Source organism: Erythrobacter sp. WG (assembly GCF_026586795.1).
Taxonomy (GTDB): Bacteria; Pseudomonadota; Alphaproteobacteria; order Sphingomonadales; family Sphingomonadaceae; genus Erythrobacter.
Window position 1 is genome coordinate 44,099 of the sequence record NZ_JAPFGY010000006.1, and the last position, 22,118, is coordinate 66,216.

A 22,118-nucleotide genomic window follows, 5' to 3' on the forward strand; every position below is an offset into this window, starting at 1 on the left:
GGGCCTCAGGCGAGCCATTCCGGGACGCGCTCGGCATCCATGATTGCGCCCGCCTCGATGCGGTCGGCGACAACCGCGAAACGGTCGCCATCCACCAGCACCTCAGCCACGAAACCGCGCGAATTGTAGGACGAGGCCATCGTCGCCCCGTAGGCCCCCGCGGTGCGGAACACGGCGAGATCGCCCGCCTCCAACAGGTCGCACTCCCGGCCCATGGCGAAGGTGTCGCCGGTCTCGCAGATCGGGCCGACGATGTTGGCGGTCATGCGTGCGCCCCGGGGCTCGACCGCCTCGAAATGGTGATAGGCGCCGTAGAGAGCGGGCCTGGCAAGGTCGTTCATCGCCGCATCGACGATCACGAAAGGATCGCGAATCCCGCGCTTGACCCGCACCACGCGGGTCAGCAGCACGCCCGCATTGCCCGCGATCACGCGGCCGGGCTCGAAGATCAGCTTGACGCCCCAGTCCCGCGTCACCCGGGCAACCATCGCGCCATACGCCGCCGGCGCGGGGAGCACCTCGCCCACCCGGTAGGGCACGCCGAGGCCGCCGCCGAGGTCGACATGGGTGATCGTGTGCCCTGCCCCGCGCAGCGCCTGCACCAGCGCGCCAAGTTTTGCGAAGGCTGCTTCGAGCGGAGCAAGATCAGCGAGTTGGCTGCCGATATGCACCGCAACCCCGCGCAAGTTCACCCCCGGCAGGCCCGCCAGCTTGCCGAAGATCTGCCCCGCCTCGCTGATCGGCACGCCGAACTTGTTGTCGGCCTTGCCGGTCGAGATCTTGTCGTGGGTGCCGGCGTCGACGTCGGGGTTGATGCGCAAGGTGCACTGTGCGGTCAGCCCCCGCGCCGCCGCCAGCTCAGCGAGCTCGACGCCCTCCTCCTCGCTCTCGATGTTGAACTGGCCGATCCCCGCCTCGAGCGCGGCGACCATCTCGGCGGCGGTCTTGCCCACGCCCGAGAAGACGATCATGTCCGGTGCAATCCCCGCCGCCAGCGCGCGGCGCATTTCGCCGACCGACACGACGTCCGCGCCCATGCCCTGCTGCCCCAGCACCTTGAGCACCGCGAGGTTGGGGTTCGCCTTGACCGCGAAGGCGATGAGCTTGTCGGGCACGTCCGCCAGCGCCTCGCGGAACACCCGCGCGTGGCGTTCCAGCGTGGCGCGCGAATAGACGTAGACAGGGGTGCCGACCGCCGCGGCGATGGCCGGCAGCGGCACGTCTTCGGCGTGCATCACGCCGTCCTTGAGGGTGAAATGGTCCATGCGGGGAAGGGGCTCTACTCGGGGGGCAGGTCGAAGGGATCGTCCTCGCGCTCTTCGGAGCGGCGGCGCAGTTCGACCGAGCGTTCGGGCGCGGCGAGGGCGTCGCGGCGCAGCAGCTCGTCGGCGCTCGGCCGCTCGGAGGCGCCATAGGGCGCGGGCGGCAGCGCGGCGTTCTTGGGCGGGACGAGCGGGGCCTGTGCGCCGCACGCCGATAGGAGCGCCGCAAGGGCGAGGGCGGCAGCAAGGCGCATCATTCCTCCATTCCCAGCACCGCGCGCGCGGCGGCGACAGCCTCGCGCACCCGGTCGGGCGCGGTGCCGCCGAAGGACGCGCGCGCCGCGACCGAGGCATCGACCGAGAGCGCCGCATAGACGCTTTCGTCGATGCGCGCATCAATTGCCTTGAGGTCCTCGGGCGGCAGTTGGTCGAGCGCGACGCCGCGGCTCTCGGCGAGCTTCACCGCAGCGCCGATGATGTGATGTGCTTCACGGAACGGGATGCCTGCCTGCCGCACCAGCCAGTCGGCGAGATCGGTCGCCGTGGCGTAGCCCAGCTCCGCTGCCGCGCGCATCCGCCCGGTGTTGAAGGTGGCATCCGCGATCATCCCGGTCATCGCCGCGACCGAGAGCGCCATCAGCGAGGCTGCCTCGAAGACCGGCGGCTTGTCGTCCTGCATATCCTTGGAATAGGCGAGCGGCAGGCCCTTCATGGTGATCATCAGGCTGGTCAGGCTGCCGATCACCCGGCCCGAATGGCCGCGCACCAGTTCGGCAGCGTCGGGGTTCTTCTTCTGCGGCATGATCGAGCTGCCGGTCGACAGGCTGTCGGGCAGGCGGATGAAGCCGAAGGGCTGGCTCGCCCACAGGATCAGCTCCTCGGCAAGGCGCGAGAGGTGGAGGGCGGTCGCCGAACAGCACCACAGGAAATCGAGCGCGAAGTCGCGGTCGGAGACGGCGTCGAGGGAATTGGCGGTCGGCCGGTCGAAGCCCAATGCGCGGGCGGTCGCCTCGCGGTCGATGGGGAAGCCCGTGCCCGCGAGCGCCGCCGAGCCGAGGGGGCACTCGTTCATCCGCGCCTGCGCGTCGGCAAGGCGCGCGCGGTCGCGGCGGAACATCTCGTAATAGGCCATGAGGTGGTGGCCCAACGTCACCGGCTGCGCGGTCTGGAGGTGGGTGAAGCCGGGCATGATCGAGTCCGCGTGCTCGCCCGCGCGCCTCACCAGCGCACGCTGGAGCGCGGCGAGGCCTTCGTCGAGCTGCTGCGCCGCATCGCGCACCCACAGGCGGAAATCGGTCGCGACCTGATCGTTGCGGCTCCTCGCGGTGTGGAGGCGCCCGGCGACCGGGCCGATCAGCTCGGCGAGCCGGGCCTCGGTGGTCATGTGGATGTCCTCGCGGTCCCAGTCCTCGGGCACGCCGTCGCGCTCGTATTCGGCCGCGACCGTGTCGAGGCCCGCGCTGATCGCCTGAGCATCCTCGGGCGCGACGATCCCCTGCGCGCCGAGCATCGCCACATGGGCCTTGGACGCGGCAATGTCCTGCCGCCACAGCGCCTTGTCGAAGGGGATCGAGGCATTGATTTCGCGCATGATCGCGCTAGGGCCGGCAGCGAACCGACCGCCCCACATGGCGTTCGTGCCACCCTGTCCGGAGCCCGTCATGTCCCGCTCGTCGCTCATTCTCGGATTGCCGCTCCTGCTGCTGGCGGGATGCGATAGGGCGGCAGAGGCGCCAGCGCAACCGGTTGAGACGGGCGCAGCGTCGGGCACGACGATCGGCCTGATGACCCGCCAGTTCGCCGGAACCCCGATCCCGGACCTGCAAGTGAAGGATCCAGCGGGCAAGGTGCTCGACCTGGGCGCGCAGGACGGCCCGGTGCTGCTCAACCTGTGGGCAACGTGGTGCGGCCCCTGCGTCAAGGAGATGCCGCAGCTCGACGCGCTGGCCGGCAAGCTCGAGGGCGAGGTCAAGGTCGTCACCGTCAGCCAGGACATCCGCGGAGCCGAGGTGGTGGAGCCCTTCTTTGCCAAGGGCAATTACAGCCGTCTGGAGCCTTGGCTCGATCCCGACACCGCGCTTTCGGGCCGCTTCACCCCCGAGGGCGCGCTGCCGCTCACCATCCTCTTCGATGCGACCGGCAAGGAGGTGCTGCGGGTGGCGGGGGGCTATGACTGGGACAGCCCGGAAGCCGAGGCGCTGATCCGGGACAGCCTGGCCGCCAGCTAGAGCCGCCGCCCGATCGCCTCGCCCATGCGCAGCGGGTCGCCCGCTGTCAGGTCGTCGCGCCACGCCACGCGCCCCGGCTCGAACAGCAGCACCACTGTCGAGCCGAGGTAGAAGCGGCCCATCTCGTCGCCGGCGGCGAAGCTGCGGCCGGCGCCGGCGAAGTCTTCGCGAACGATCCCGCCGGCGTGGGGGCGGAACCTGTTCGGCCACACGGTGTCGATCCCGGCGACGATCATCGCGCCGACCATGACGCTGGCGAAGTGGCCATCGGGCCCGTCGAAGCGGCAGGCCAGGCGTTCGTTGCGGGCGAACAGGCGGTCGACCCCGGCGGCGGTCGCGACGTTGACCGAATAGAGGTCGCCGGGGATATAGCTGGTCGCGGCGAGGGTGCCGGCGGCGGGCATGTGGACGCGGTGGTAATCCCTGGGGGAAAGGTAGATCGTGATGAAGCTCCCGCCCTCGAACCGCGCGGCTTCCTCGGGCCCGCAGCCGAGGATCTCGGCCACGCTGTAATCGCGCCCCTTGGCCTGAATGATCCGTCCGCCGCTGACGGGGCCGAGCTGGCTCACCGCGCCATCGGCAGGCGAGAGGACGAACTGCGCGGCATCGGCAAGCGGGCGGGCGCCGGGCTTCAGCTCGCGGGTGAAGAAGTCGTTGAAGCTCGTGAACTCGCCGATCCCCCGCGCCGCCTCGGAGAGGTCGACGCCATAGGCGGCGACGAAGCGCCGGATCAGGCGGTCGCGCAGCCACGGGCTCTCGCTCGATGCGAGGCGCCCCGCGAGGCGCGAGAGGGCGTGCTGCGGCAGGACGTGCTGGAGCGCGATGAAGGCTGCGGACATCCTCCGGCGCTACCGGCAGGCGCACCGCCGCGCAAGCCGCGCCCGCTCAGAGTGTCGTCGTCTGCCCGCCGTCCACCCTGATCGCGCACCCGGTGATGAAACCGGCGCGCGGGGAGGCGAGGAAGGCGGCGATGTCGCCGAACTCCTCCGGCCGCCCGAGCCGCCCGGCGGGGATCGCCGCGATCGCGCGGGCCGTCACCTGCTCGGGCGACGCGCCGCTCGCCGCCGCCGTTCCGGCATGGAGGCTGGTCAGCCGGTCGGTGGCGATCTGGCCCGGCAGCAGCAGGTTGACCGTCACGCCGTCCGCCGCGACCTCGGCGGCGAGCGTCTTGCACCATGCGGCGAGCATCGCGCGCACTGCGTTCGAAAGCACGAGATTGGGAACGGGCGCGACGAGGCTGGTCGAGGCGACCGCGAGGATCCGCCCGAAACCGCGCGCGCGCATTTGAGGGAGGAGGGCCTGGGCGAGGGTAAGCTGGGCATCGAACATCCGGCGCATCACCGCGCCGAAATCGGCCGGTGTGGTGTGCGCCGCGGTGCCGGTCGGCGGGCCGCCGCTGTTGAGCACGAGGATGTCGGGCGAAGGGCCCGCCCCCAGCACCGCGTCGATGATCGCCTGCGGGGCATCGGGGTCATCGAGATCGGCAGCGATGTGGAGACCGCTCGCCAGCCCTTCGCCCGAGCGCGCGACGGTGATCACCCGCGCGCCCTCCGCCGCCAGCGCTGCGGCGATGGCGCGTCCCAGCCCCTTGCTGGCGCCGAGCACCAGCGCGGTCTTGTCCTCCAGTTGCAGGTCCATGATGTCCTCCGCCGTTCGTCCACTGCCATGGCACGGCGCGCGCGTCCGATCAAATCGCGGGATGGCGGGGAAATCTGGTGGGCGGTGACGGGCTCGAACCGCCGACCCTCTCGGTGTAAACGAGATGCTCTACCAACTGAGCTAACCGCCCGGACAGGGGCTTGCGGTTAGGCGGCGGCGGGGCAGGGGTCAAGCGGTGCCGCGCGCGCTGCCCTCGGCGGCGTGGGCGTGCTAGGATGGCGAGCATGATCATCGAGACCCAGCTCAACGACGGAACGCCGGTCTGCATCCGCCGGGTGCGGCGCGAGGACGAACAGCGGCTCAGGGACGGCATCGCGCAGCTCTCGCCGCAATCGCGCTACCTCAGGTTCTTCTCGGGGATGCGCGAGGCCCCGCCGCAGGTGCTGCGCACGCTGGCGAGCCCCGACGGGCACGATCACCTCGCCTGGGGCGCGCTGCGCACCGATCTGCCGGACACGCCCGCATTGGGCGTGGTCCACGCCTTCCGCGACAAGGACGACCCCGACAGTGCGGAGTTCTCCGTCGCGGTGGTCGACGCCTATCACGGCCGGGGGCTGGCGCGGCTGCTGACGGCGGTGCTGCTGCTCGATTGCGCGGGCGAGGGGCTGACGCGGTTCACGGTCCACATCCTGCCCGAAAACCGCCCGGCGCTGGCGCTGGCGCGCTCGCTGGGCGCGGAAGGGGCAGGGTATGAAGGGGGCGTGACGGTGCTCGAGATCGACATCGCCGCAGCGCTCGCGTCCCTGCGTGCCGAGGCCGACGTGCCGGGGCTCGCGGCGGTCTTCGCGCAGGCCGAAAAAGGCGGCGGCCCGGGCCACGGCCCGCTAGGCGAGGGCGCCGCGGCCGGCTAGGGGCGGGGCATGACCTCGCAGCGCATCCTCGTTCTCGGCACCGGCGGCACCATCGCGGGCGCGGGAAGCGAGAGGACCGGCTCGGCCTACCGTCCCGGCGGCCTCGCCCTGGGCAGCCTCGTCGCCCATCTGGCCGAGCTCGGCCTCGATGCGGAGCTCATCGCGCAGGAGATCGCGCGGATCGGATCGCAGGATATCGGCTTTGCCGAGTGGCAGGCGCTCCACGCCGCCTGCACGGCAGCGATGGCCGATCCGGCAGTGGGCGGCATCGTCATCACCCATGGCACCGACACCGCCGAGGAGACGGGCCTGCTGCTCGATCTCACCCTGCCGACCATCAAGCCGGTCGTGCTGGTCGGCGCGATGCGCCCCGCGGACGCGGTCGGCACCGACGGGATGCGCAACTTTGCCAACGCGGTGAAGGTGGCGCGCGACGGGCAGGCGGCAGGGCGCGGCGTCATGCTGGTGATGGGCGATGCGGTGCTCGCCGCGCGCGATGCGAGGAAGGCCGCGACAACCAGCATCGATGCCTTCCGCAGCTACCCGAGGGGGCCGCTCGCGCGCGTCACCCCCTCGAGCCTCGACTGGTTCGGCCCGCCGCATCGCATCGGCGAGAGCGCGCGCTATCCCTTTCCGGCCGAGCTGCCGCGCGTGGCGATCCTGACGGCGGGTGCGGGGATGGACGAACAGCCGGTCGAGGCGCTGCTCGGCATCGGGGCGCGGGGGATCGTGCTCGCCGGGATGGGGCAGGGCAATGCCCCGGCCTCAGTCATTGCGGCGCTGGCCCGCGCGGCGGCGAGCGGCGTGCCGGTGGTGCGCGCCAGCCGCGTCGACGAGGGGATGGTCGACCGCGATGTCGAGGTGGGCGATGCGGCCCTCGGATTGATCGCCGCCCGTGCGCTCGGCCCGGCCAAGGCGCGGGTGCTGCTGATGGTGCTGATCGCCAGCGGGATCACCGATCCCGTGCGGGTGCAGGCGGCCTTCGACGCGGGGTGAGGCGTTCAGGGCGCAGGCGGCGGTACGAGGCCGATTGCCTGCATCGCGATCGCCTGCGCTACCATCACCGCAAGCCAGTGGAGCATCGCCGCGCCGATCCGGCGCGCGCCGGTTCCGCTGGCCTTGAGGGTGACCCACAGCACCGGCACCACGAAGCCGATCCAGATCACCACCGCACTCCCCACCGCCATCACCCACGCCCCCGCCTCGCGCGGGGCGAGGATCAGCGCGCCTGCAAGGATCGCGGCGAGCCAAAATTCGGCGAGCGTGAAACCGGCAAGCGTCCTCAGGGCGGGGCGCGGCAGGCGCAAGGCAGCGAGCCACCCTGCGCCGATCGCGAGCCCCAGCACCGTTGCCGCCGCGATGGGCACGATGTTGAGCAGGATGTAGATCACCCGCCGATCATCCCCACGGCGTGACGAGGTACTTCTCTCCGGTCTTCATCTGGCGGTAGTCGAGAATCGCGTCCCTTGCGAGCATCTGCTCGAGGTTCACCTTCGCCTTGTAATGCGAGGCGAAGGTGGTGGTGAGGTTGTCCTGCACCCGCTTGCGCATCCGGCCTGCGGTCTCGAAGCCCGCACGCTGGAGGAAGGGCGTCAGTAGCCAGCCGGCGACGCTCCACTGGAGGCCGTAGGAGGGCGTCAGCACGGTCGGCGACAGGTCGAGGCGGCCGTAGATGTACATCTTCTTCTGCTGGTTCGAACCATAGCGCGAGAATTCGCTCATCTGGCTGACCGCGACCTGCTCCATCGCCTTCAGCACGCCGTCGCTCGCCTGCCCGCCGCCGATCGGGTCGAAGCCGAGGAAGGCGCCGGTCTCGGCGATCGCGGCGCGCAGGTCGGCCATGTAGGTGGGGGCGGAGCTGTCGACCACATGGACCGCGCCCTGTTCCTTGAGCATCGCGACGTGTTCCGGCTTGCGGACGATGTTCACGAGGTTCATCCCGTCCTCGATGCAGATGCGGTTGAGCATCTGGCCGAGGTTCGAGGCGGCGGCGAGGTGGACGATCGCCGAGTGGCCCTCCATCCGCGCGGTCTCGACGAAGCCCAGCGCGGTCATCGGGTTGACGAAGCTGGATGCGCCGACCTCGGACGAATGCTCGCCCAAGGGCAGGCACATCATCGCATCGGCAAGGGCGTATTGCGAGAAGGCGGTGCCCGGCACGCAGGCGACGCGCTGGCCCATCAGGGCCTTGGCCATGTCGGAATCGCCGGTGGCGACGACGGTGCCCGCGCCCTCGTTGCCCGCGGGCAGGCGCTGGCCGTGGCGGGCCTTGTTTCCGGTCAGGAACGGCTCGGGCATGGTCGCGACAACCTTGCCGGGCGTGTATTCCGCCGTCTCGAAATCGGCGGCGCTGGTGAGGATCGCGAGGTCCGACGGGTTGATCGGTGCGGCTTCCATCTTGACCAGCACCTGGTTGCCCTTGGGCTCGGGGAAGGTGCTTTCGGCCACCTCCAGCGTCAGCTTGCCGTCGGCGGTAAGGGTGGTGAAGAGCTGCTTTCCGGTGGTCATGGCGATCGTCTCCCTTTGTTGCTGGCGGGCCTAGGCATTCTGGTTGCGCTTCGCAACCGTTGGCGTAGGCCCACCCCCGGCCCCTCCCGCAGGCGGGAGGGGAGGATCAGTCCCAGCCAGTCCCCCTCCCACTTGCGGGAGGAGTTAGGGGTGGGCACGTCAGGGATAGGTGGCTTCGACGAAATAGAGCCCGTGCGGCGGGGCATTCAGCCCCAGCGCGCCGCGATCGCGCGCAGCCAGCGCCTCGGCGATGCGCTCTTCTGGCCATGTGCCCGCGCCCACCAGCTTGAGACAACCCACCATGCTGCGCACCTGATGGTGCAGGAAGCTGCGCGCGGCGGCGTGGATGTGGATCTCGTCGCCGACCCGTTCAACGTCGAGCCGGTCCAGCGACTTCACCGGATCGGCGGCCTGACAATGGACGCTGCGGAACGTCGTAAAGTCATGTCGCCCCACCAGTGCCTGTGCGGCGCGGTGCATGGCCTCGGCGTCGAGCGGCTGGGCGACATGCCACGCGTGCCCGCGCAGCAAGGTGAGCGGCGCACGGCGATTGGCGATGCGATAGAGATAGCGCCGCCCGGTGCAGGAAAAACGCGCGTGCCAGTCGTCCGGCACCTCGTCGCAATGGGTGACGGCGACGGGTTCGGGGCGCAGCCGGGCATTGATCGCCTCCATCAGCCGGAACGGGTCGAAGGGCTTGGCGATATCGACATGGCTGCGCATCGCCAGAGCATGGACGCCCGCATCGGTGCGGCCGGCCGAATGCATCACCACCGTCTCGCCCGTGATCCGCCGGATCGCGTCCTCGACAGATTGCTGCACGCTCGGCCCGTGGCTCTGGCGTTGCAGCCCGAAGAACGGCGTGCCGTCGAATTCGAGGGTGAGGGCGAAGCGGGTCATGGCTCCCCCTAGCCGTTCGTGTCGAGCGCAGTCGAGACACCTGCGCAGAGCCTCTCGACTGCGCTTCGGGCGAACGGATCAGGCAAGCACCGTCCCCGCCGCCACCGCCCGCCCGCGCAGGAATTCCGCGCGCCCCAGCACCGGCTTGCCCGCGCGCTGGAGCCGCAGCGGACGGATCGCGCCCGAAGCGCAGGCTATGGTGAAATCGTCATCGAGCACCGTGCCCGGAGCGCCTGTGCCCTCGGCCACCTCGGCGAGCAGCAGCTTGACCCGTTCGCCCCCCAGATCGAACCATGCGCCGGGGAAGGGGGCAAGGCCGCGCACCAGCCGCTCGATCGCGGCGGCGTCCGCAGTCCAGTCGATCTTGCCTTCCGCCTTGTCGATCTTGGGGGCATAGATAGCCGCGCTGTCGTCCTGCGTCTCGGGCGGGAAGGCGGCGAGGTCCGCCAGCACCTCGACCATCGCCGCCGCGCCCACCGCGCCCAGCTCGCCGAACAGCTCGCTGGTCGTCTTGCGCCCCACCGGCACGCGCACCTTGTGGAGCATCGGCCCGGTGTCGAGCCCGGCTTCCATCTGCATGATCGTGACGCCCGTCTCGGCATCGCCCGCCATCACCGCCCGGTGGATCGGCGCGGCCCCGCGCCAGCGCGGGAGCAGGGAGGCGTGGATGTTGAGGCAGCCGCGAACCGGCGCATCGAGCACCGTTTGAGGCAGGATCAGGCCGTATGCCGCGACCACCGCCACATCGGCCCCGAGCGCGGCAAACTCCGCCTGTGCTTCCGCCCCCCGCAGCGATATGGGCGAGCGCACTTCCAGCCCCAGCCGCTCGGCCTCGATCTGCACGGGGGAAGGCATCAGCTTCTTGCCCCGACCCGCCGGACGCGGCGGCTGGGTGTAGACGCAGGCCATCTCGTGCCCCGCCGCCACCAGCGCACGCAGGGCCGGGACCGCGAAATCGGGCGTTCCCATGAAGATTACACGCACCTCACCAGTCCCATTCGCCCAGAGTCCTTCGACAAGCTCAGGACGTGCTTGTCGAAGGGCCGTCCTTACTTCTATCCGCCGCAAAGAAAAGGGCAGGGCTTCGACAAGCTCATCCCGAACAGGTAACGGGAAGGCATGGCCTCACAGGAAATCGAAGCCCTCTCCTCCGCGCTCGCCCGCCTGCCGGGGCTCGGCCCGCGCAGCGCGCGCCGCGCCGTGCTGTGGCTGGTGAAGCACCGCGAGAGCGCTCTGCCCGCGTTGCTCGAAGCGCTGGCGGGCGTCGCCGAGACGCTGGTCGAGTGCCACATCTGCGGCAATGTCGACACCCGCGACCCCTGCGCCATCTGCGCCGACCCGCGCCGCGACGCGCGATCCCTTTGCGTGGTGGAGGAAGTCTCCGACGTCTGGGCATTGGACCGCGCGCGGCTCTTCCCTGGGCGCTATCACGTGCTCGGCGGCAGGCTCTCGGCGCTCGACGGGATCGGCCCCGAGGATCTCGGTATCGCCAGCCTCCTCGCGCGGGTCGAGGCGGGGGGGATCGACGAGGTGGTGCTCGCCATGAACGCGACGCTCGAAGGCCAGACCACCGCGCACTACCTCGCCGAGCGGCTCGAGGCCTTCCCCCTGCGCGTCACCCAGCTCGCCCACGGCCTGCCGGTGGGCGGCGAGCTCGACTATCTCGACGAGGGCACGCTGGCGCAGGCTTTGCGGGCACGAAGGCCGGTCGGATGAACCGCATCCAGCGCGTCTTCACCTGGCTGTTCGGCCCAGGGGTCGAACGCGAATCGCGTGAATGGGCCTATGGATGTGCGCATTGCGGTCATCGCGAGAGCGTCTGGGACATAGGCGGCATCCGCTACAAGGCGAGCGGCGAGAAGTCCTATCGCGGCCGCTGCCCCGCCTGCGGCCATGTCGGCAAGCGCTGGCTGCGCCGATCACCCTGATCGGAGCATCGCGCTTGCCGGAAAGCGGCGTGGCCCCTATCTTGCGGCGCGTTATGGCTATCCGCGAAATCCTCGAAGTGCCGGACCCCCGGCTCAAGATCGTCTCGACCCCGGTCGAACCCCACGAGTTCGGCCCCGAGCTCGAGCAACTCGTCGAGGATATGTTCGAGACGATGTACGATGCCCCCGGCATCGGCCTCGCCGCGATCCAGGTCGGCGTGCCCAAGCGGGTGCTGGTGATCGACCTCCAGCCCGACGATCCCGACGCGCCGCCGGTCGAGTGCAGCCATGACGGCCACAAGCACACGCACCCGGCGACCAAGAAGGAACCGCGGGTGTTCATCAACCCCGTGATCCTCGATCCGGCCGAGGAGCTTTCGACCTATCAGGAAGGCTGCCTCTCGGTCCCCGAGATCTATGCCGACGTCGATCGCCCGGCGACCTGCCGGGTGCGCTACCAGGACCTTAAGGGCAACACCCGCGAGGAGGCGCTCGAAGGGCTGATGGCGACCTGCCTCCAGCACGAGATGGACCACCTGGAGGGCATCCTGTTCATCGACCACCTCAGCCGCCTCAAGCGCGCGATGGTGCTGAAGAAGCTCGAGAAGCTGCGCCGCGCGGCGTAATTTATTGCGTGCCCGCCTCCGCGGGCACGTCCTCGCTAGACGTCCTCCGCTCCGGACCCGTTGCGACTCGCGCGCGTGCGCTCGCGGCCCCTTGGGCCGGTCATTGCGTCAGGCATACCCCTCTTGGTTAGCCCCGCCCCTCTTCGTCACCCTGGCGAAGGCCGGGGCCCAGCTTTCTTGTTGGAAAGCGAGTTCTCGGCCTAGCGTTCCCCATTCGTTCCATGTAAGCTTGGCACATGGATCCTGCGATTCTCTCGATCATTGCCCTGCTTGCCGGTGCCGCGCTTGGCTGGTTCCTCGCCTCGCGCCCGCTCGCTGACCTGCGGGCGCGGCTGGCGGCGGCCGAGGCTGCGGGGGCCGAGGGCGAGGCGAAATTCGCCCGCGCCATCGCCGAGTTGGGCGAGGCGCGGATCGAGGTCGCCGGGCTGAAAGAGCGCGCTTCGCAGGCCGATGGCCTGCTCGCGCGGCTCGATGCGGTGCAGGCCGAGCGGGCCGCACTTGCCGAACGCCTCGCCGCGCTGGAGAGCGCCTCGGCCGAGCGTGAGAAGGCCTTCGCCGAGCAGAAGGCCGCGCTCCTCGCCGCGCAGGAATCGCTGCGCAAGGAATTCGAGAACGCCGGAAGCCGCGTGCTCGAACAGGCGCAGAAGGCCTTCCTCGAACGCGCCGAGGCGCGCTTCCGCCAGTCGGAGGAGGCGGGCGAGGCGAAGATCAAGGCGCTGCTTTCGCCGGTCGGCGAGAAGCTGGCGAGCTACGAGAAGCAGGTTGCCGAGCTGGAAGCCAAGCGCACCGATGCCTTCGGGCAGCTGGCCGGGCTGATCCAGTCGATGCGCGAGGGCCAGGAGGAGGTGCGGCGCGAGGCGCAGCGGCTCGGCAATTCGCTCACCAATGCGCCCAAGGCGCGCGGCCGCTGGGGTGAGCGGGCCTTGCAGAACCTGCTCGAGCAATGCGGCCTCGCCCAGCACACCGACTTCGTCATGGAGCATTCGGTCGAGACTGCGGACGGGCGGCTGCGGCCCGATGCGATCATCAATGTCCCCGGCCAGAAGAAGCTGGTGGTCGACTCCAAGGTGTCATTGAATGCCTACCAGGCCGCTTTCGAGGCCGACGACGAGGCGGAGCGCAAGCGGCATCTCGATCTGCACGCCAAGTCGATGCGCGGCCATGTGCAGACATTGGGGGCCAAGAGCTACCAGAGCCAGTTCGAGGAAGCGCCCGACTACGTCATCATGTTCGTGCCCGGCGAGCATTTCGTGACGGCAGCACTGGAGGCCGATCCCGAGCTTTGGGACTTCGCCTTCGAGCGCCGCGTGCTGCTGGCGACGCCGACCAATCTCGTCGCGATCGCGCGCACCGTGGCGCAGGTGTGGCGGCAGGACGGGCTCGCCAAGGAGGCACAGGCGATCGGCCGCATGGGCGCCGAGCTCTATGACCGCCTGCGCGTCGCCAGCGAGCACCTGAAGCGCGTCGGCGGCGGGCTCGAGACGGCGGTCAACAATTACAACAAGTTCGTCGGCTCCTTTGAGCGCAATGTGCTGACCTCCGGACGCCGTCTCGCGGAGAAAGGCGTCGAGATCGGGAAGCAGGCGATCGAGGACGTCCCTCTGGTGGAAGCCGCGCCGCGGTATAATGCGGCGGATGGCGCGGCGGTATCCGCCGACTACCCGGCGCTCGCGGTGGACAACGACGCAGCGGAGTAGGCATGAGCGTACAGGGGGCCGGGGGGCAGGGCGGAGCGGCCGGTTGGCAGCTCGCGCAGATCAATATCGGCAAGCTGTTGGCGCCCGAGGGCGATGCGCGGGTGCAGCCCTTCTTCGACGCGCTCGCCCGAATCAACGCCATCGCCGATGCCTCGCCCGGCTTCGTCTGGCGGCTCCAGTCGGAAAGCGGCAACGCCACCGACTTCGACGTCGCCTCCGATCCGCTGCTGCTGCTCAACATGTCAGTGTGGGAGAGCGCCGAGACGCTGTTCGATTTCGTCTATCGCTCCGCCCACACCCCCGAAATGGTGCGGCGGCGCGAGTATTTCCACCGGTTCGAGGGCGCCTATCAGGCGCTGTGGTGGGTGCCCGCGGGGCACCGTCCGAGCATCGACGAGGGACTGTCGCGCCTGTGGATGCTCGACCGCTACGGGCCGACGCCGCAGAGCTTCACATTCAAGGCGCGCTTCGGCCAGCCGGGCGAAGGTGCGCCGCCCGTGGACATGAAACCCGACCCATGGTGCATCGGCACGGCGTGAGCCGGATCGGGGCGCAGCCCGCCCACTACGGCGCGAGGCTCGCCAGCACCTCGTAGGCCAGCACCGCGCCGGCGACCGCGGCGTTGAGGGAATCCGCGCGGCCCCGCATCGGCATGGTGACGCGCAGGTCGCAGGCTGCCTCGTAAGCCTCGGGGAGCCCTTGCGATTCGTTGCCGACGAGGATGAAGCACGGCGCTGCGTAGGGCGCGGCCCGATAGGGCACGGCATCGCGCAGCGAGGCCGCCACGAGCTGGCCCTCTCCGCCGCGCAGCCAGCCGAGGAACTCCTCCCAGCGCGCCTGGGCCAGGCCGACGGTGAACACCGCGCCCATGCTGGCGCGCACGGCCTCGGCGCTGAACGGATCGGCGCAATCGTCGATCAGGATCAGCCCGCCCGCGCCCACCGCGTCGCAGGTGCGCAGCATCGTGCCGAGATTGCCGGGATCGCGCAGCGCCTGCGCGGCGAGCCAGATCGGGGCGGCGGAGCGGTCGAGCCGGGCGAGCGCGGTGTCCCACTCGTCGAACACGCCGGCGACGCTTTGCGCGTTGTCCTTGCCGGTGATCTTGGAGAGGATGTCGGGCGAGGTGGCGATTACCTCGCCCCCGCGCGCCAGCACCTCGGCTTCGAGCCGCGCCAGCAGATCGTGGGGCTCGCGGCCTTCGGCCATCACCAGAGTGCGCGGCACGTGGCCCGAGGCGCGCGCGTCCTCGAGCAGGCGCAGGCCCTCGACCAGGAACTGGCCCGCGCGCCTGCGGTGCTTCTTGTCCCGCAAGGATCGCAGGTACTTGACCGTCGGATTGGAGAAGCCGGTGATGTGCTTGCGCATCGGAAGGAGCCTATGCCGTTCGTGTCGAGCGCAGTCGAGACACCTGCGTGCCAGCGCCTCTCGACTGCGCTCGAGGCGAACGGCTTGCGAGCCCTAGTCCTCGCCGAAGCCGTCGGCGATCAGCGCGACAAGCTCGCCGAGCACGGCCTCGGCCCCGTCGCCCTCCACCGCCACCTCTACGCAATCGCCTTTTGCCGCGCCGAGCATCATCAGCCCGAGGATCGAGCCGCCCGCCGCGCTGTTGGGCGCCTTGGTCACGGTCACCTTAAACCCGTCCGGCAGGGCCGCGACCGCGCCGACGAACTTCGCGCTCGCCCGGGCGTGGAGCCCGCGGCGGTTGACGATGGTGACGCTCTGCCGTGCTTCCCCCACGCCGTGCTGCCCCTCAGGCCTTGGCCCGGGCCGGCGCGGTCTCCTGGGCGAGGAGTTCGCTGGCGATGGTGATGTAGTTGCGCCCGGCGGCCTGCGCGGCGTGGACGGCGGCGGTCACGTCCATCGCCTTGCGCGCGCCGGCGAGGCGGATGAGCATCGGCAGGTTGATCCCGGCGATCACCTCGACGCGGCCCGCATCGAGGAGCGAGATCGCGAGGTTCGACGGGGTGCCGCCGAACAGGTCGGTGAGGATGATGACGCCCGCGCCGCGATCGACCGCGCCGATCGCCTCGGCGATATCGGTGCGGCGCTGCTCCATGTCGTCATGCGGGCCGATGCACACGGTGACGATCCCGTCCTGCGGGCCGACCACGTGCTCCATGGCCTCGACAAACTGGTCCGCGAGGCGGCCATGGGTTACCAGGATCAAGCCGATCATGCGTGAAAAAGCGTCCGTTAACTGCCCGCCGGAAGGTGCCTTAGGCGTTTTGACCTGAACCGGCAATGTGCCTTTGCTGCGATCCGCGTTCATCGTGCCGTGCCGGGCCGATCTAGCGGCGGTCCCGTTCGACGGCATCGGTCGCCCGCGAGCCCAGGTTGCGGTGGCGCACCGTGGGCGAAAAACCCGCCTCGCGCAAGGCCTCGGCCATGCACTCGGCGGTGTAGACCGAGCGGTGCCGCCCGCCGGTGCAGCCGAAGGCGACATGGACGTAGGGCTTGCCCTGCGCGGCATAGCGCGGGAGCAGCAGCAGCAGGAGATCGCGAATCCGCGCGAAGGCCTCGGCGAAGGCCGGGTCCCGGGCGATATGTTCGCCGACTGCCGGGTCCTGCCCGGTCTGTTTGCGCAAGGCGGGCACCCAGTGCGGGTTGTCGAGAAAGCGCATATCGAAGACGAGGTCGGCAAGCGGCGGCATCCCGCGTGCGAAGCCGAAGCTCGACAGGGTGAGGGTCAGCGCCGCGGCGCTATCCGCCGGGGCGAACAGCTCGCGCACCCGCGCTTGCAGGTCGTTGCCGGTCAGCGCGGTGGTGTCGATCATCACCTCGGCCCAGCGGCGCAACGGCTCGAGCAGCTCGCGTTCGGCGGCGATCCCCTCGAGCACCGGGCGGCCATCGGCCATCGGGTGGCGGCGCCGGGTTTCGTTGAATCGCCGTTCGAGCTCGCCGCCGCTGCAATCGAGGAACAGGAAGCCGAGCGCGATATCGGATCGCTGGCTCAGGTCCTTGACCAGCGCGATCACATCGGAGGGCACGAAGCCCCGGGTGCGCGAATCAAAGCCGATCGCGAGCGGCGCGCGCGCCTCGTCGGGCATGGTGACGAGGCGCTTGAGCAGCCGCACCGGAAAGTTGTCGATGGTCTCCCAGCCCAGGTCCTCGAGCGCGGCGAGCACGGTCGACTTGCCCGCACCCGCAAGGCCGGTGACGAGCAGCACCTGGCGCGGCTGGTCGGGGGCAGGGGCGGGCGCGGGACTCATCGCCGCTGATTGTGGCGCTTCAGGGGTTTGATGAAAAGAGCCCATGCATGTGCAAGGCCCACAGGGCGCGCTCGGCCGGGGCGATGGTGCCGGGGTCGAAGGCCAGCACGGGCACCGCGATCCCGCTGATGGTGCGCGTCGGGATCGGCACCTGCGGGAGGCGTTCGCCCGGCGGCCCGCCGAGGCTGAGGATCAGCGCGACCGGGGCGGGCGGCGCGGTAGGCATCTGCGCTATGCCCACGCCGTCGACCTCGCAGAGCCCCGCGATATGGGGTGGCGGCGAGGCTATCAGGCGTTCGTGACCGCGCGCGCCTTCGACCGTGAGGGTCACCGCATCGTCGCCGATCAGCCCCGCACCGCGCGCGATCAGCGCGAGCGCGAGGCTCGACTTGCCGCATCCGGGGGGGCCTTCGACGAGCAGCGCGCGGCCTTCGATGGCGAGCGCGCCGGCCTGGATCACCAGTCCCTCCGTCACGGCGCCGCCGGGAGGGTCAGGCGCAGGCACGCGCCGGGCGCGCCGTCGGGCCGCGCATCGGCGACGAGCGCACCGTCATGCGCCTCGGCAATGGCGCGGCCGATCGCGAGGCCGAGGCCCGAGTGGTTGCCGAAGCTCTCGCCCTCGGGCCGGTCGGAATGGAAGCGGCGGAACACCGCCTCGCGGGCATCGGCGGCGATGCCGGGGCCTTCGTCGGTGACCTCGGTGACGACCTGCCGACTGCCGGTGCGGATCGCGATGGTGACCGTGCCTTCGGGCGGGGAGAAGGACACCGCGTTGTCGATCAGGTTCTCGGCGACCCGTTCGAGCTGGGTCGGCACGCCCATCACCTTGAGTCGCGCGCCCGGCGCGGCATCGAGCACCAGCCGGCGTCCGGCGTTGAGGCCCCGGTCCTCGCGGCTGCGGATGAGGTTGGCGAAGAGCTCGGCCATGTCGACCGTCTCGAGCTTGGCGCGGCTGATCTCGGCATCGACGCGGCTGGCGGCGCTGATCTCGGTCACCAGCCGGTCGATGCGGCGCAAGTCGTGGGTGGCGATGGCGATCAGCTGGGCGCGCAGGGCCGGGTCCTCGACGCGCGGCAGGGTGTCGATCGCGCTGCGCAAGCTGGCGAGGGGGTTCTTGATCTCGTGCGCGACATCGGCGGCGAAGCTGTCGACCGCGTCGATCCGCCCGCGCAGCGCGGTCGTCATGTCCGAGACCGCGCGGGCGAGCAGGCCGATCTCGTCGCGGCGCTGCGGCAGGCGCGGCACCTCGACCTCGCGTTCGCGGCCCTGCTTCACCCGCACCGCCGCGCGGGCGAGCAGGCGCAGCGGCGTGACGATGGTGCGTGCGAGAAACAGCGAGAGCAGCGCGGAAGCCGCCATCACCAGCAGCACCGCGACGCCCAGCGTCGAGCGCGCGGCGCGCACGCTTTCGGTGATGTCGACCGCATTGCGCACCGTCAGCAGGGTCGCGCCCTGGAGGCCGACAGGCACCGCGGCGGTGATCACCGGCGTGCCGTCGACCCAGTCGTAAAGGCGCACTTGGCTGAGGCCGAGCTCGCGCGCGCGGGCGAGCTCGGGCCAGGCGTCGGCATCCTCGCTTTCGGGCTCCCGGTAATCCTTGACCGGCTCGGCGGCGACGATCGTGTCCACCGTGCGGTCGAGCCAGCGGGCGAAGCGCTGCTCCCAGTCGTCGTCGGTGATATCGTTGAAGCGGAACGCGGGCTCGGCGAGAGCGAAGCTGTCGGCGGTGAGGCGCCCGCGGGTGTCGAACAGCCTGAGGCGCATCCGCTGCTCTTTGCCGATCTGGACGAGCAGCGCCTCCTGCCGCGCCCGGCTCGCCCCGGCGAGCGCCTCGGCGGTGATCTGCGCCTCGATCCGGGCCAGCTTGAAGCGCTCGTTGACGAGCTGCGTGCGGTAGCTGTCGAGGTAGAACAGCCCGCCGCCGAGGAACAGGAGCGGAAGGATGTTGACCGCAAGGATCCGGGCGGTCAGCGCGAAGCGGCCGCCCCCGCTCAGCTGCTCGCCGCTCCCTGCGGCGCGCCTCACCGCGCCCGGCGCATCAGCCATCGGTGAAGCTGTAGCCCGCGCCGTAGAGCGTATCGATCGCATCGAAAGCGGGGTCGACCAGCCGGAACTTGCGGCGCATGCGCTTGATATGGCTGTCGACCGTCCGGTCGTCGACGAAGACGTCGTCGGGGTAGGCGGCATCCATCAGCTGGTTGCGGTTCTTGATGACGCCCGGCCGGATCGCCAGCGCTTCGAGAATCAGGAACTCGGTGACGGTGAGGCTGACCGGCTGGCCGCCCCAGGTGACCTGGTGGCGCGCCGGGTCCATGAACAGGCGCCCGCGGGTGAGGCTGGCCGGCTGGGGCTCCTCGGGCGCGGCGGCGGCGCCGGTGCCGGCGCCGCCGAGCGGCGCCTCTGCGCGGCGCAGGATGGCGCGGATCCGGGCGATCAGCAGGCGCAGGGAGAAGGGCTTGGCGATGTAGTCGTCCGCGCCCAGTTCGAGCCCCGCCTCCTCGTCGCTCTCGTCGTCCTTGCTTGTGAGGAAGATGACGGGGAGCGCCGAGGCCGCGCGCAGGCGGCGCAGCAGCTCCATCCCGTCCATCTTGGGCATCTTGATGTCGAAGACGGCAAGGTCGGGCGGATTGTCGAGCAACGCCTTCAGCGCCGTCTCCCCGTCCGAATAGAGGCGCGTCGCGAAGCCTTCGGCCTGCAAGGCGATCGAGACGGTGGTGAGGATGTTGCGATCATCGTCGACCAGCGCGATCTGGAGGGCGCGCGGCTGGCCTCCCGCGCCTTCGGGGCTGGAGGGCGCAGGTTCGGCGGCGGTGGGGCTGTCGCTGGCCATCGTCTCTCCTCTGGCGCGCGGGTCCATGGCGCGTGGGTAGCCGCTTCGCGAAGGTCCCGCAACGCCGGCGCGGCGGCGCGGCCCGTTGCGACCGCCTTCAGCGGTTTGACGCAGGGAAAGTCGCGCATTATGGGCGCTTGCAAGGGATCGATCGGCAGACCTGCGGGTAGGACGGCTGAGGTTGCATACGTATGCGCAAGTGCTACGGGGTGTGACGGGGGCTGCGCGGATTCGCTGGACGCACCGGTCGGCCTTTTCGCAAGAACCTTGTCCTGCCGCCTTCTCTCAGGAGACGCTACGTTGACCTCGCTCGCAACCCCGCTGGCCGCCCAGAACCTCGACACCCGGGCTCGCATCCACGCCAATCTCGGCACTTCCGCGCTGGTCGAACACGCCCTGAAGAAGGGTGAGGGCAAGCTCACCAAGCATGGCGCGCTGCTGGTCGACACGGGCCGCTTCACCGGCCGCAGCGTCAAGGACAAGTACATCGTCCGAGATAGCCAGACCGAGAGCACGATCAACTGGGGCACGATCAATCAGCCGATGAGCGAAGAGCACTTCGCCAACCTCAAGGCCGATTTCCTCAAGGAGCTCGAAGGGCAGGAGGAACTCTACGTCGCCGACCTGTTCGGCGGTTCGCAGCCCGAATACCGCGTCAACGTGCGCGTCATCAACCAGCTGGCCTGGCACAACCTGTTCATTCGCACCCTGCTGGTGCGCCCCACGGCTGACGAACTGGCGAGCTTCGTCCCCGAATACACCATCATCAACCTGCCGAGCTTCAAGGCGAACCCCGAACGCCACGGCTGCCGCAGCGACACGGTGATCGCGGTGAGCTTCACCGAAAAGCTGATCCTGATCGGCAACACCGAATATTCGGGCGAGATGAAGAAGGGCGTGTTCGGCCTGCTCAACTACCTGCTCCCCGCGCAGGGCGTGATGCCGATGCATTGCTCGGCCAACATCGGCCAGGACGGCAAGAGCGCGATCTTCTTCGGCCTGTCGGGCACCGGCAAGACCACGCTCAGCGCCGACGCCAGCCGCACCCTGATCGGCGATGACGAGCACGGCTGGTCGGACACCGCGGTCTTCAACTTCGAAGGCGGCTGCTACGCCAAGATGATCAACCTCTCGGCCGAGGGCGAGCCCGAGATCTTCGCCACCACGCAGATGTTCGGCACGATCCTCGAGAACGTGACGATGGACGAGGCCACCCGCGAGCTCGACTTCACCGACGGCAGCAAGACCGAGAACACCCGCGGCGCCTATCCGATCGAGTCGATCCCCAACACCTCCGAGAAGAACCTCGGCCCGGCGCCGTCGAACGTCATCATGCTGACGGCGGACGCGTTCGGCGTGCTGCCCCCGATCGCGCGCCTGACCGCGGATCAGGCGATGTACTACTTCCTCAGCGGCTACACCGCCAAGGTCGCCGGGACCGAGATCGGCGTGACCGAGCCCGAAGCCACCTTCAGCACCTGCTTCGGCGCCGCCTTCATGCCGCGCCACCCGAGCGTCTACGGCAACCTCCTCAAGGAGCGCATTGCCAAGGGCGGGGCGCAATGCTGGCTCGTCAACACCGGCTGGACCGGCGGCAAGTACGGCACGGGCTCGCGGATGCCGATCAAGGCGACCCGCGCGCTTCTGAACGCGGTGCTCGACGGCAAGATGGATGATGTCGAGTTCCGCCGCGATCCGAACTTCGGCTTCGACGTGCCGGTCCACGTGCCGGTGCTCGCCGCGGCGGGCATCGACCAGACGATCCTCGATCCGCGCAGCACCTGGGCCGACAAGGCCGAGTATGACGCGACCGCCAAGAAGCTGGTGCAGCTGTTCATCGACAACTTCGCGCAGTTCGAAGCCCATGTCGACGAAGGCGTGCGCCAGGCCGCGCCCGGCCTGATCGCCGCCTGACGCGCGCCATCACGAGTTGGAGAGGGGGGCCCCGCACGGCGCAAGCCGGAGCGGGGCCTTTAACGTTGCAATGCCGCACGGCTGCGTCACACTCCAACGCGCGACTCGGCGCAAAGGAGGGCAGGGCATGAGCATTCTCGACGGTATCCTGAAGAACATCGGCGGCGCGCCCGACGATGTGGTCAACCTCGCGCGGCAGGTCGGGCTCGATCCCGCGATGGCCGAACAGGCGATCGCGGCGCTCGGGCGCACCCACCAGCTCGATGGCGACACGGTGCAGCTTGCTGCGGAGAGGACCGGGATCAGCCCGGACATCCTCCAGCAGATCGTCACCGCGATCGGCGGCGAGGGCTCGCTGACCCATTTCGCGTCGATGCTGGACCGCGACGGTGACGGCAATCCGCTGGACGACGTGCTCGGCATGGCCAAGGGGCTGTTCGGCAAGGGCTGAGGGCAGGGACGGGCTGCCCGCTTCGTCATTGCGAGCCGAAGGGAAGCAATCCATC

26 protein-coding genes and 1 tRNA gene are annotated in these 22,118 nt (G+C 69.9%); 10 read left to right on the forward strand and 17 right to left on the reverse strand.

Annotated features, from left to right (window positions below; genetic code table 11):
- Nucleotides 1–5: 5 nt before the first annotated feature.
- From lysA to argH, 3 genes are read right to left on the reverse strand one after another with little or no spacing between them, the layout of a single operon-like run.
- Complete coding sequence (gene lysA / locus OPU67_RS04710) at nucleotides 6–1,265, reverse strand: diaminopimelate decarboxylase (RefSeq protein ID WP_267617937.1); 1,260 nt, start codon at nucleotides 1,263–1,265, stop codon at nucleotides 6–8.
- A 14-nt stretch (nucleotides 1,266–1,279) separates the two neighbouring features.
- A complete protein-coding gene (locus OPU67_RS04715) occupies nucleotides 1,280–1,516 on the reverse strand; it encodes a hypothetical protein (protein WP_420708954.1) in 237 nt (78 codons plus the stop codon).
- A complete protein-coding gene (gene argH, locus OPU67_RS04720) occupies nucleotides 1,516–2,892 on the reverse strand; it encodes an argininosuccinate lyase (RefSeq protein WP_267618073.1) in 1,377 nt (458 codons plus the stop codon). Before argH ends, OPU67_RS04715 begins: the two co-directional genes overlap by 1 nt.
- 154 nt (nucleotides 2,893–3,046) lie before the next feature.
- On the opposite strand from argH, the gene OPU67_RS04725 reads away from it, so the two are divergent.
- A complete protein-coding gene (locus tag OPU67_RS04725; protein WP_267617939.1) occupies nucleotides 3,047–3,490 on the forward strand; it encodes a TlpA family protein disulfide reductase in 444 nt (147 codons plus the stop codon).
- On the opposite strand, the gene asd is transcribed toward OPU67_RS04725, so the two are convergent.
- The 3 genes from asd to OPU67_RS04740 form a co-directional block, all read right to left on the reverse strand.
- The gene (gene asd / locus OPU67_RS04730) at nucleotides 3,487–4,329 is read right to left on the reverse strand and encodes an archaetidylserine decarboxylase (RefSeq protein ID WP_267617940.1); all 843 of its coding nucleotides are present in this window, start codon (nucleotides 4,327–4,329) and stop codon (nucleotides 3,487–3,489) included. The genes OPU67_RS04725 and asd overlap by 4 nt on opposite strands.
- Nucleotides 4,330–4,375: 46 nt before the next feature.
- Nucleotides 4,376–5,128, reverse strand: a complete 753-nt coding sequence (locus tag OPU67_RS04735) for an SDR family oxidoreductase (RefSeq protein WP_267617941.1) — start codon at nucleotides 5,126–5,128, stop codon at nucleotides 4,376–4,378.
- A gap of 75 nt (nucleotides 5,129–5,203) precedes the next feature.
- A tRNA-Val gene (locus tag OPU67_RS04740) sits at nucleotides 5,204–5,279 on the reverse strand.
- 94 nt (nucleotides 5,280–5,373) lie between these two features.
- On the opposite strand from OPU67_RS04740, the gene OPU67_RS04745 reads away from it, so the two are divergent.
- Nucleotides 5,374–6,000, forward strand: a complete 627-nt coding sequence (locus tag OPU67_RS04745) for a GNAT family N-acetyltransferase (protein ID WP_267617942.1) — start codon at nucleotides 5,374–5,376, stop codon at nucleotides 5,998–6,000.
- A 9-nt stretch (nucleotides 6,001–6,009) separates the two neighbouring features.
- On the forward strand, nucleotides 6,010–6,996 hold the full coding sequence (locus OPU67_RS04750) for an asparaginase (protein WP_267617944.1): 987 nt from the start codon (nucleotides 6,010–6,012) through the stop codon (nucleotides 6,994–6,996).
- Between the two features lie 5 nt (nucleotides 6,997–7,001).
- Here the strand turns inward: OPU67_RS04750 and OPU67_RS04755 are convergent, their stop codons facing one another.
- From OPU67_RS04755 to fmt, 4 genes are all read right to left on the reverse strand, one after another.
- Nucleotides 7,002–7,391 carry a hypothetical protein gene (locus OPU67_RS04755; RefSeq protein ID WP_267617945.1) on the reverse strand — a complete coding sequence of 130 codons (390 nt, stop codon included), beginning with the start codon at nucleotides 7,389–7,391 and terminating at the stop codon, nucleotides 7,002–7,004.
- A 7-nt stretch (nucleotides 7,392–7,398) separates the two neighbouring features.
- Nucleotides 7,399–8,508: a zinc-binding dehydrogenase gene (locus OPU67_RS04760; RefSeq protein WP_267617947.1), complete on the reverse strand. Its 1,110-nt coding sequence runs from the start codon at nucleotides 8,506–8,508 to the stop codon at nucleotides 7,399–7,401.
- A gap of 159 nt (nucleotides 8,509–8,667) precedes the next feature.
- Nucleotides 8,668–9,408: a tRNA pseudouridine(38-40) synthase TruA gene (gene truA / locus OPU67_RS04765; protein ID WP_267617949.1), complete on the reverse strand. Its 741-nt coding sequence runs from the start codon at nucleotides 9,406–9,408 to the stop codon at nucleotides 8,668–8,670.
- A 78-nt stretch (nucleotides 9,409–9,486) separates the two neighbouring features.
- Nucleotides 9,487–10,392: a methionyl-tRNA formyltransferase gene (fmt, locus tag OPU67_RS04770; protein ID WP_267617951.1), complete on the reverse strand. Its 906-nt coding sequence runs from the start codon at nucleotides 10,390–10,392 to the stop codon at nucleotides 9,487–9,489.
- A 135-nt stretch (nucleotides 10,393–10,527) separates the two neighbouring features.
- Between fmt and recR the strand changes: the two genes are divergently transcribed.
- The 5 genes from recR (at nucleotide 10,528) to OPU67_RS04795 (ending at nucleotide 14,198) form a co-directional block, all read left to right on the forward strand.
- Nucleotides 10,528–11,124, forward strand: coding sequence for a recombination mediator RecR (gene recR, locus OPU67_RS04775; RefSeq protein ID WP_267617953.1), 597 nt, complete (start codon nucleotides 10,528–10,530; stop codon nucleotides 11,122–11,124).
- Entirely contained in the window at nucleotides 11,121–11,336 is a 216-nt protein-coding gene (locus tag OPU67_RS04780; protein ID WP_267617955.1) for a hypothetical protein, read from the forward strand. The genes recR and OPU67_RS04780 overlap by 4 nt, the downstream gene beginning before the upstream one ends.
- A 53-nt stretch (nucleotides 11,337–11,389) precedes the next feature.
- On the forward strand, nucleotides 11,390–11,962 hold the full coding sequence (locus OPU67_RS04785) for a peptide deformylase (RefSeq protein WP_267617957.1): 573 nt from the start codon (nucleotides 11,390–11,392) through the stop codon (nucleotides 11,960–11,962).
- A 236-nt stretch (nucleotides 11,963–12,198) separates the two neighbouring features.
- Nucleotides 12,199–13,659, forward strand: a complete 1,461-nt coding sequence (locus OPU67_RS04790) for a DNA recombination protein RmuC (protein ID WP_267617958.1) — start codon at nucleotides 12,199–12,201, stop codon at nucleotides 13,657–13,659.
- Nucleotides 13,660–13,661: 2 nt separating this feature from the next.
- Nucleotides 13,662–14,198: a DUF3291 domain-containing protein gene (locus OPU67_RS04795; RefSeq protein ID WP_267617960.1), complete on the forward strand. Its 537-nt coding sequence runs from the start codon at nucleotides 13,662–13,664 to the stop codon at nucleotides 14,196–14,198.
- 25 nt (nucleotides 14,199–14,223) lie between these two features.
- Here the strand turns inward: OPU67_RS04795 and OPU67_RS04800 are convergent, their stop codons facing one another.
- The 7 genes from OPU67_RS04800 to OPU67_RS04830 all read right to left on the reverse strand — a co-directional run bounded on the left by OPU67_RS04800 (nucleotide 14,224) and on the right by OPU67_RS04830 (nucleotide 19,698).
- Complete coding sequence (locus OPU67_RS04800) at nucleotides 14,224–15,024, reverse strand: TrmH family RNA methyltransferase (RefSeq protein WP_267617962.1); 801 nt, start codon at nucleotides 15,022–15,024, stop codon at nucleotides 14,224–14,226.
- A gap of 93 nt (nucleotides 15,025–15,117) precedes the next feature.
- Entirely contained in the window at nucleotides 15,118–15,396 is a 279-nt protein-coding gene (locus OPU67_RS04805) for an HPr family phosphocarrier protein (protein WP_267617964.1), read from the reverse strand.
- 13 nt (nucleotides 15,397–15,409) lie between these two features.
- Entirely contained in the window at nucleotides 15,410–15,835 is a 426-nt protein-coding gene (locus OPU67_RS04810; protein WP_267617965.1) for a PTS sugar transporter subunit IIA, read from the reverse strand.
- 112 nt (nucleotides 15,836–15,947) lie between these two features.
- Nucleotides 15,948–16,868, reverse strand: coding sequence for an RNase adapter RapZ (gene rapZ, locus OPU67_RS04815; protein WP_267617966.1), 921 nt, complete (start codon nucleotides 16,866–16,868; stop codon nucleotides 15,948–15,950).
- Between the two features lie 19 nt (nucleotides 16,869–16,887).
- On the reverse strand, nucleotides 16,888–17,328 hold the full coding sequence (locus OPU67_RS04820; RefSeq protein WP_267617968.1) for an HPr kinase/phosphorylase: 441 nt from the start codon (nucleotides 17,326–17,328) through the stop codon (nucleotides 16,888–16,890).
- 11 nt (nucleotides 17,329–17,339) lie between these two features.
- The gene (locus tag OPU67_RS04825; RefSeq protein WP_267617970.1) at nucleotides 17,340–18,914 is read right to left on the reverse strand and encodes a sensor histidine kinase; all 1,575 of its coding nucleotides are present in this window, start codon (nucleotides 18,912–18,914) and stop codon (nucleotides 17,340–17,342) included.
- Entirely contained in the window at nucleotides 18,907–19,698 is a 792-nt protein-coding gene (locus OPU67_RS04830) for a response regulator transcription factor (RefSeq protein WP_267617971.1), read from the reverse strand. Before OPU67_RS04830 ends, OPU67_RS04825 begins: the two co-directional genes overlap by 8 nt.
- Before the next feature lie 300 nt (nucleotides 19,699–19,998).
- Between OPU67_RS04830 and OPU67_RS04835 the strand changes: the two genes are divergently transcribed.
- Both OPU67_RS04835 and OPU67_RS04840 read left to right on the forward strand, forming a co-directional pair.
- Nucleotides 19,999–21,612, forward strand: a complete 1,614-nt coding sequence (locus OPU67_RS04835; protein ID WP_267617972.1) for a phosphoenolpyruvate carboxykinase — start codon at nucleotides 19,999–20,001, stop codon at nucleotides 21,610–21,612.
- A 127-nt stretch (nucleotides 21,613–21,739) separates the two neighbouring features.
- Nucleotides 21,740–22,063, forward strand: coding sequence for a hypothetical protein (locus OPU67_RS04840; RefSeq protein WP_267617974.1), 324 nt, complete (start codon nucleotides 21,740–21,742; stop codon nucleotides 22,061–22,063).
- Nucleotides 22,064–22,118 lie beyond the last annotated feature (55 nt).

Coding starts and splice junctions, on each gene's coding strand:
- OPU67_RS04830 (WP_267617971.1), bottom strand. CDS start 19,698: ATGGCCAGCGACAGCCCCACCGCCGCCGAACCTGCGCCCTCCAGCCCC.
- OPU67_RS04825 (WP_267617970.1), bottom strand. CDS start 18,914: ATGGCTGATGCGCCGGGCGCGGTGAGGCGCGCCGCAGGGAGCGGCGAG.
- recR (WP_267617953.1), top strand. CDS start 10,528: ATGGCCTCACAGGAAATCGAAGCCCTCTCCTCCGCGCTCGCCCGCCTG.
- OPU67_RS04840 (WP_267617974.1), top strand. CDS start 21,740: ATGAGCATTCTCGACGGTATCCTGAAGAACATCGGCGGCGCGCCCGAC.
- OPU67_RS04800 (WP_267617962.1), bottom strand. CDS start 15,024: ATGCGCAAGCACATCACCGGCTTCTCCAATCCGACGGTCAAGTACCTG.
- OPU67_RS04785 (WP_267617957.1), top strand. CDS start 11,390: ATGGCTATCCGCGAAATCCTCGAAGTGCCGGACCCCCGGCTCAAGATC.
- OPU67_RS04745 (WP_267617942.1), top strand. CDS start 5,374: ATGATCATCGAGACCCAGCTCAACGACGGAACGCCGGTCTGCATCCGC.
- OPU67_RS04750 (WP_267617944.1), top strand. CDS start 6,010: ATGACCTCGCAGCGCATCCTCGTTCTCGGCACCGGCGGCACCATCGCG.
- rapZ (WP_267617966.1), bottom strand. CDS start 16,868: ATGAGTCCCGCGCCCGCCCCTGCCCCCGACCAGCCGCGCCAGGTGCTG.
- asd (WP_267617940.1), bottom strand. CDS start 4,329: ATGTCCGCAGCCTTCATCGCGCTCCAGCACGTCCTGCCGCAGCACGCC.
- OPU67_RS04780 (WP_267617955.1), top strand. CDS start 11,121: ATGAACCGCATCCAGCGCGTCTTCACCTGGCTGTTCGGCCCAGGGGTC.
- OPU67_RS04735 (WP_267617941.1), bottom strand. CDS start 5,128: ATGGACCTGCAACTGGAGGACAAGACCGCGCTGGTGCTCGGCGCCAGC.
- OPU67_RS04795 (WP_267617960.1), top strand. CDS start 13,662: ATGAGCGTACAGGGGGCCGGGGGGCAGGGCGGAGCGGCCGGTTGGCAG.
- OPU67_RS04810 (WP_267617965.1), bottom strand. CDS start 15,835: ATGATCGGCTTGATCCTGGTAACCCATGGCCGCCTCGCGGACCAGTTT.
- OPU67_RS04760 (WP_267617947.1), bottom strand. CDS start 8,508: ATGACCACCGGAAAGCAGCTCTTCACCACCCTTACCGCCGACGGCAAG.
- truA (WP_267617949.1), bottom strand. CDS start 9,408: ATGACCCGCTTCGCCCTCACCCTCGAATTCGACGGCACGCCGTTCTTC.
- lysA (WP_267617937.1), bottom strand. CDS start 1,265: ATGGACCATTTCACCCTCAAGGACGGCGTGATGCACGCCGAAGACGTG.
- OPU67_RS04725 (WP_267617939.1), top strand. CDS start 3,047: ATGACCCGCCAGTTCGCCGGAACCCCGATCCCGGACCTGCAAGTGAAG.
- OPU67_RS04790 (WP_267617958.1), top strand. CDS start 12,199: ATGGATCCTGCGATTCTCTCGATCATTGCCCTGCTTGCCGGTGCCGCG.
- argH (WP_267618073.1), bottom strand. CDS start 2,892: ATGTGGGGCGGTCGGTTCGCTGCCGGCCCTAGCGCGATCATGCGCGAA.
- OPU67_RS04715 (WP_420708954.1), bottom strand. CDS start 1,516: ATGCGCCTTGCTGCCGCCCTCGCCCTTGCGGCGCTCCTATCGGCGTGC.